7 protein-coding genes are annotated in these 5,896 nt (G+C 62.8%); 4 read left to right on the top strand and 3 right to left on the bottom strand.

Annotated elements, in window-relative coordinates:
* The 4 genes from QZY07_RS21665 to QZY07_RS21650 form a co-directional block, all read left to right on the top strand.
* Positions 1 to 619 (top strand): hypothetical protein (locus QZY07_RS21665; protein WP_295407307.1); only part of this gene is annotated, 619 nt, incomplete at its 5' end.
* Between the two features lie 89 nt (positions 620 to 708).
* Positions 709 to 987 carry a hypothetical protein gene (locus QZY07_RS21660; protein ID WP_295407304.1) on the top strand — a complete coding sequence of 93 codons (279 nt, stop codon included), beginning with the start codon at positions 709 to 711 and terminating at the stop codon, positions 985 to 987.
* A gap of 200 nt (positions 988 to 1,187) precedes the next feature.
* Positions 1,188 to 1,352: a hypothetical protein gene (locus QZY07_RS21655; RefSeq protein WP_295407301.1), complete on the top strand. Its 165-nt coding sequence runs from the start codon at positions 1,188 to 1,190 to the stop codon at positions 1,350 to 1,352.
* 460 nt (positions 1,353 to 1,812) lie between these two features.
* The gene (locus QZY07_RS21650) at positions 1,813 to 2,067 is read left to right on the top strand and encodes a hypothetical protein (RefSeq protein WP_295407299.1); all 255 of its coding nucleotides are present in this window, start codon (positions 1,813 to 1,815) and stop codon (positions 2,065 to 2,067) included.
* A 328-nt stretch (positions 2,068 to 2,395) separates the two neighbouring features.
* Here QZY07_RS21650 and QZY07_RS21645 read toward each other — a convergent pair whose 3' ends face one another.
* From QZY07_RS21645 to QZY07_RS21635, 3 genes are all read right to left on the bottom strand, one after another.
* Positions 2,396 to 2,614, bottom strand: coding sequence for a WGR domain-containing protein (locus QZY07_RS21645; protein WP_295407297.1), 219 nt, complete (start codon positions 2,612 to 2,614; stop codon positions 2,396 to 2,398).
* 157 nt (positions 2,615 to 2,771) lie between these two features.
* A complete protein-coding gene (locus tag QZY07_RS21640; protein WP_295407294.1) occupies positions 2,772 to 4,523 on the bottom strand; it encodes a DUF4942 domain-containing protein in 1,752 nt (583 codons plus the stop codon).
* A 155-nt stretch (positions 4,524 to 4,678) separates the two neighbouring features.
* The gene (locus QZY07_RS21635; RefSeq protein ID WP_295407291.1) at positions 4,679 to 5,719 is read right to left on the bottom strand and encodes a toprim domain-containing protein; all 1,041 of its coding nucleotides are present in this window, start codon (positions 5,717 to 5,719) and stop codon (positions 4,679 to 4,681) included.
* Positions 5,720 to 5,896: the final 177 nt, after the last annotated feature.

Here is a 5,896-nt window from a genome sequence, read left to right as displayed (position 1 = left end):
GCTGGATGGGTTCGCGGTGCGCCAGGGCCTGATCCGTCAGTTCGTGGCGATGCCGCTGGGCGCGGGCTATACGGCCGAGGAGCAACTGACCGGGACCGGCGAGCATGGCGGCCTTCAGATCGTTGTCTACCCGATGAAGGCGGCGGTTTACGAGGCGCTGCGTGCCGAGCGTGCGGCTGCGTTCGATGGGGATCTCATGATGTGCGAAGAGTCCCCCTGTCCCCCGTGCTCCCAGGAAATGGGCCTCGCGCCGGGCGGACTGATGCGACAGGAGATCTATGACGATGACTATGGCGAGGAGGCGTGGGATCAATCCGCAGGATCCAAGTGCTTTATCCATCTGCTGAACAGTCTTGGCTATCTGGCGGTGACCCAGCACCGGCCACCCCATCCGCCACCGAGCGCCCAGGATTACGCGCGCGCCGGTCTGCCTTGGTTTGAGTATGCCGATGCGGAACGGACGGCGCTCGACGGGGCGGTGAAGCTCGCCAGGCTGGACAGTGTGGCGGCCATGTCGATCAAGCAAGGGGCTGGGATCCTGGCGGAGAACGCGCCGCTCGGTGCGCTGCGAGTCGCGGCGGTTGGTCCGGCGGCGGCGGTGCGTGAGGGCGATTTTTGAACGCGAGGGTATGCGACCGGGCACGGTGGCGGCGGTCGGCCAACCGCACGCCGGCTTGACGGGGCGACTCAGACCGCCGGAGACGCGCGATGACACGTTGGATCATGCTGATCGTCGCGTCGCTGCTGGCGCTGCCGGTCGGGGCGCGTTCGTCGGACGACGAACCGAAAGACCGCGACCAAGGCCGCGACCAAGACCGCGACCAAGACCGCCGCGACAAGATCATCCGTCCCTTGATTCCTGGAACGTCCGCGCCGGATTACGGTGCTCCAGCGGTCATCCTCAAGGACGGGAAAGTCTACGATCTGATTCCGGGGACGCATGTACCGAATTATGGATCGGGTCGCTACATCATCCAGGAGCGATGACCGGATCACCCCGCGCGTCAATTCAGCCGCGATGGGTGGCGGTCGTCCTGCCGCCAGCGCCGCAAAGACGGCATTGCTGCTTGACGCAAGCGCCCCAACAATCACTTGGAGAAGTCGTCGGGCATCCGCTGCGCCCGCAGTCATGCCACGAGCGTTTGTCAACAGGACGCCCCTTGTCCACGTCAGCCGGAGGACAACCCATGGTTAAACTCGAATGGTTCAATGCCGGTTCCGCCGTGTTCGAGGGCGTGACCGAGGATCCCGCATCGTTTCCGCCCCTCAACGACAGGCAGGCCCAACGGTCTTGGTTGGCGGGTTTTCTCGCGTCTTGTCCGTATGGCTGGAGCGCCAGGGGCTTCATCTGACGGAAGAACGGGAATCCCCGACCTTGGATGATTACCTCACCTGGACCTTGCGCGACCGCCCTGCGTTGCTGCGTCAACTACGCTCCTATCGTCTCGGTTCGCAAGATGGTCTGAGCACTGAACCAGAGATGCAGATCGCGACCCTCACCGCTCTCCGCGTGCTCATGGTCTTATGGGGCGCCCGGGCGAAGCAGGTACTCACAACGATTTCCAGACGTCATTGAATTCGCGGTATACAAACAATCTCGATTGCGCATTGTCATGGCAAAACGACGGCAATCGTGAACTATTGACGGATGTAGTGTTGCCACGACCGTCGGACTCGGTCACCACGCCTGGCGCCACGCCTGGCGCGCTAGACCCGAGGAACATTGGTTGTCGCAGCGCTAACGGCCGTGACGCGACCGTTTCTCTCCGAGTCCCAGCGCCATCTGCGGGACCACATTCGAACGCAAAAACGATGAACGCAAAGATGACTGCATTGGGTATGGTTGCCCTATTGTCGATGGCGATGTCCTTTCCTGCCGCCGCCGAGGGTGGAAAGAATGCCTACAACAATCCCAACGGCGATCCCGCGGACGATACCTTCGAGGCGCCTTACGTCAATGCCGGTGATGGTCGGGTCATGGTCTTTTGCGCCGAGGGCGAAACCTTGGTTCTGACGCCCGTAGACACCGGCTCTGCCGAAGCCACCTGTGTACCAGCGGGGGGTTAGCCAGTAGATACAAAGGGATGCATCGCGTCTCTTTTCTGTGTGTCTACATCATCGCCTTTACAAGCGGTTAAGGAGCGGACCTCGCGGACTGCATTGCTTGCCGACCCGTCAATACCGCCGCCTCGCCCTCACGCCCGCACTCGCCGCCGATCTGCCGAGCCGCGCGAGCGGCTGCGGTGCCGGCGCAACCCAGGCACCCATCCCCGCCAGAATTGATTTCCGGCGGTTAGTGCGTGGTGCGCGGGCAAGAAGCGACGAGGATGCCAGGGCAGAGTTGACGTGGTTTTCCTTGTCATGCCGATGACGAGCGCACGACCGTCCGCCCCGCTCAGCCGACGGGCGTATATCCCCGCTTCCCCCGCTGCTTCCCGATCGCCGCAATGCGTTCCACGCCGGCATCGTGGGAGGGCACCCAGACGATCTGTACCCGGCCCCGCTTCGAGCCCACGCCGCCCCAGCTTTGGATGACGGTCCAGTCGCCCAACAGATCCCGGACCAGATCGACCTGGTAGTAGCGCGCCTTCTCGGGATTGGTCCAACGGTGCATCACGGTAGGCGGCTCCTCGCTATCGGGTCCGTTTGCGTTCGACATCGTGCGAATGTCGCGCAGCGGCGCCTTCCCGTCAACGGATTGACAAGATTTGTGCCGTCTTGAGGCAAAAAAAACCCACCAGCCAAGGCTGGTGGGTGTTGGGGGTTAACGATTAGGCGACGAGCAACTCCAGTTGCAGAGCGTCCGTCGTCGTGTCCAGGAGACCCTGGACGTCAATGCCCTGCTTCTCCAGCACCGCGTCGAGTGCCTGATCGATGATGGCCTGCGCGCGTTGCGCCACGGACGCCTCCGTGTCATTGAGGCGGCGCCGTGGGTCTTCCCATCCGGATCCTTGGGATTTCGCCAGCGCCGTGATCTGGACATTCACGTCCTTCTCGAACGCCTCGGCCTTCTCGTACTGCAACCAGAAGGCATCGCTGACCCGCACGTCCTCGGGCGGCAACCAACGCCGCTGACGTCCCACCAGGAGATTGAGACGCTCGACGAGTTTCTTGTCGCGGGCGAAAAAGTGGATCGTGCCCACCTTCGGGTAGTAGCGCACATCGAAATAACGGCTACTGACCCGCGCGCCGTCGCGAAGCGCACGGAACTGCGTCCGGAAGACATCGCACAGCCCCACCTCGGGGCTCCGTTTGCCGTCGAGCATCGCGAACGCCCGGTCAAAATCGGCCAGGAGGTTCATCGAGTCCCACTTCATCGACTGGGCGTGATTCTCCGTTTCATGATGCGGTAGCACGAACCGACTGGTCTTGATCCGAATCCCGGCGGTGCGATGCTTGTCGTTGGACTTCCAGCCCTTGTAAAAGACCCGGTTGTCGGTGTGATACCGGGTGATTTCGTCGAACACCTCGCAGAGCATGTCCATTTGGATCTGCCCCTGGTTTTCCGACAGACCCAGCAAAAACGCATAGACGTTGGCCACACTGAATTCCAGTTGCTTGACGTCCTCGAACTGGCGTTCCACATCGTTGCGCACCGCCCGCGACAACCGCTCGCTGACCTTGGTAGAGGATAGAATCGAATTCCAGGCGCGATCCTTGAGCGCCAGGTAACGCTCGTACAGGATTTCGGTCACCCACTTCACCTCCTTCGGATGCGTGTCTTCCGAGGCGTCGCCCCGAGAGACCGCCAGCGTGTGCCCAATGCGGCTGGCGTAATGACTCGCCCGCACCTCGCAGAGGACGGACTCGCGCATCGCCTGGACCGCCGCCTTGAACATCAAGACCGCGTTGTCGATCTCACTGCCTGGCAGGCATAACTCCTGCGCCTGCCGATCGTCGCCGGCCAGCGCTTCCCCCGAGGTGGCGTCGCGCGTCATGTCATCCAGAATGCTGCCGACGATGTCCTCGCGGCGAATCTGCTTGCGCAGATACACCAGAGCGACCTCGACCTCGGTTTTGCGCTCGGCCTCCGTGGAGGAGAACGCGCCTTCGATGAATTCCACACTGCCGTGCGCCTCGATCAGCCGCGCGAGCAGTTGACGCTCCTTGGTATAGGGATTGCGGAGCGTCTCGGCGTTCAGGATGGCGACGATCTCGCCGTCCCATAAAATATCCCAGGCTTTCAGGACGTGCTCCGCGCCCCGTGCAAAGGGCGGGTTCATGACGACATGCGAATAAAATGCCCCGCCGCTGAACTGTAAAAAATCCATCCCGACGACACAGAACCCTTGCTCGCGCAGGCTCGCATGTTTCGACAGATCCAGTTCGATGCAATCGACGGGGATCGGGCGTCCCTGATAATAGTAACGGTCGTATCCCCGCTCATGAGGCGGTCCCACCGCTAAGTCACCGCTGCCGGCACTGGGCTCCAGGACGCGGACGAACTCCCGGTTCCGAAACGTCGCCCATGCCTTTTTGACGAGGGCGGCGGGGGTGGGATAGAACTGCTGTTGGTCAATCATCAAAAATTTCTCCGGTCCCATTGCTGGGCGTGGTTTGGCCAACGTCGGAGCTTGCTTTCGCAAGGCTCCCGCCTTCAGGCGACGTCGTTGACTCGGAATGGCGGGGCAGAAAAACCGCCAATTCCCGTGCGGGGATTGGCGGTTTGGTGAGCGGTCTAAGCCGCTTGCGATGGCGGTGGCGTTGATTGGAGGACATCCGCCCAGTCCACCCCTTTTCGTCCCTGGGGAATGGCCCGATTGGGCAGTTGGATGCGCGCCTCGACCCCGGATCGCAGGAGGCGTTCCTGCAAGGCCGCGGCGGCTTGTTCGCCGGTTTCGCGACGATCCAAATCGGCCCAGATCGTCACCTGACGCACCCCGGCGGGCGGTTCAAACGTTTCCAGCAGCGTCGCACTGACCGCCGCCCACACCGGTTGCCCGGAGAGACAGCGCGCCGCCAAGGCGGTTTCGATGCCCTCGGCCACGCCCATCTCCGTGTCAACCGACGCGAGATGGATCGCGCCGCCCGTCATCGAGGCCACGGGCGGCATCAACTTTTTGGGACTCGGCACCGTCGCTTTCCAAGCACCGTTGCGGTGCAGGTAGGTGCGATGCAGCGTCACCGCTTTCCCGTGCGGATCGCTGACGCGGGCGAGCATGGCCGGGTAATGGCCGGTCGCGCGCCCGTTCTCGTAGTAGGCGAGATGCGGATGAAACCGCACCACGCGCGGGTCCAGCCACGCCAGGGAGGGACCGACACCGCGATGCTCTAAATACCGCCACAGTGGCCAAGCCGCCGGATCGGTGGGATCAATCGATTCGCACCAGGTCGACCGCAACGCCTGTTGACAGGCGGCGACCGATCGCGGCGTCGGTGCCGAAGGTGCCGCTAACGCCCGAACGGGCAGCCGAGCAACGTGCTCGGTCAATCCCAAGGACGCGCCAACCGCCTCCAGTGCGACGGGAAAGGTCCAGCCGGTGAGCCATCTCAGCAGCGCAAACCCATCCGGGAAGGCACCGCAGGAATTGCAGATGCCCCCGCCGGTGTGGGCGACATCCCGAAAAACGCGAAACCCATCGGTGCCGCCATGCATGGGGCATGCGCCATGTCGCCCCGGACGCTCCAGGGCGGGTTCCAACGCCGGAACCAGACGATGCAGGATGCCAATCCAGCGGCCCTGCGCGTGTGTTCTGACCTGCGTCGCGTCTAATGTCATACGACCTCCAATGCTTCAAACGCGTTGAAAAAAGGAAGACGTACCCCTCGCGGGGAGACGCTTCCCGCCAGGGTGAGAGGTGTTGGCCTTCCCGATCGGGAAGGCGTCAAACTGGCCGACGAACTAGCCGACCTGAACCGTCGTCAACCACGCATCCAGCTTGTTTCCGTATCGTGC

It is taken from the genome of uncultured Thiocystis sp., from assembly GCF_903866365.1.
Lineage (GTDB): Bacteria > Pseudomonadota > Gammaproteobacteria > Chromatiales > Chromatiaceae > Chromatium.
The sequence above is the reverse complement of the archived record's forward strand: the minus strand, read 5'-3'. Positions and strand labels throughout refer to the sequence as shown.

Coding starts and splice junctions, on each gene's coding strand:
- QZY07_RS21640 (WP_295407294.1), bottom strand. CDS start 4,523: ATGATTGACCAACAGCAGTTCTATCCCACCCCCGCCGCCCTCGTCAAA.
- QZY07_RS21660 (WP_295407304.1), top strand. CDS start 709: ATGACACGTTGGATCATGCTGATCGTCGCGTCGCTGCTGGCGCTGCCG.
- QZY07_RS21655 (WP_295407301.1), top strand. CDS start 1,188: ATGGTTAAACTCGAATGGTTCAATGCCGGTTCCGCCGTGTTCGAGGGC.
- QZY07_RS21635 (WP_295407291.1), bottom strand. CDS start 5,719: ATGACATTAGACGCGACGCAGGTCAGAACACACGCGCAGGGCCGCTGG.
- QZY07_RS21650 (WP_295407299.1), top strand. CDS start 1,813: ATGAACGCAAAGATGACTGCATTGGGTATGGTTGCCCTATTGTCGATG.
- QZY07_RS21645 (WP_295407297.1), bottom strand. CDS start 2,614: ATGCACCGTTGGACCAATCCCGAGAAGGCGCGCTACTACCAGGTCGAT.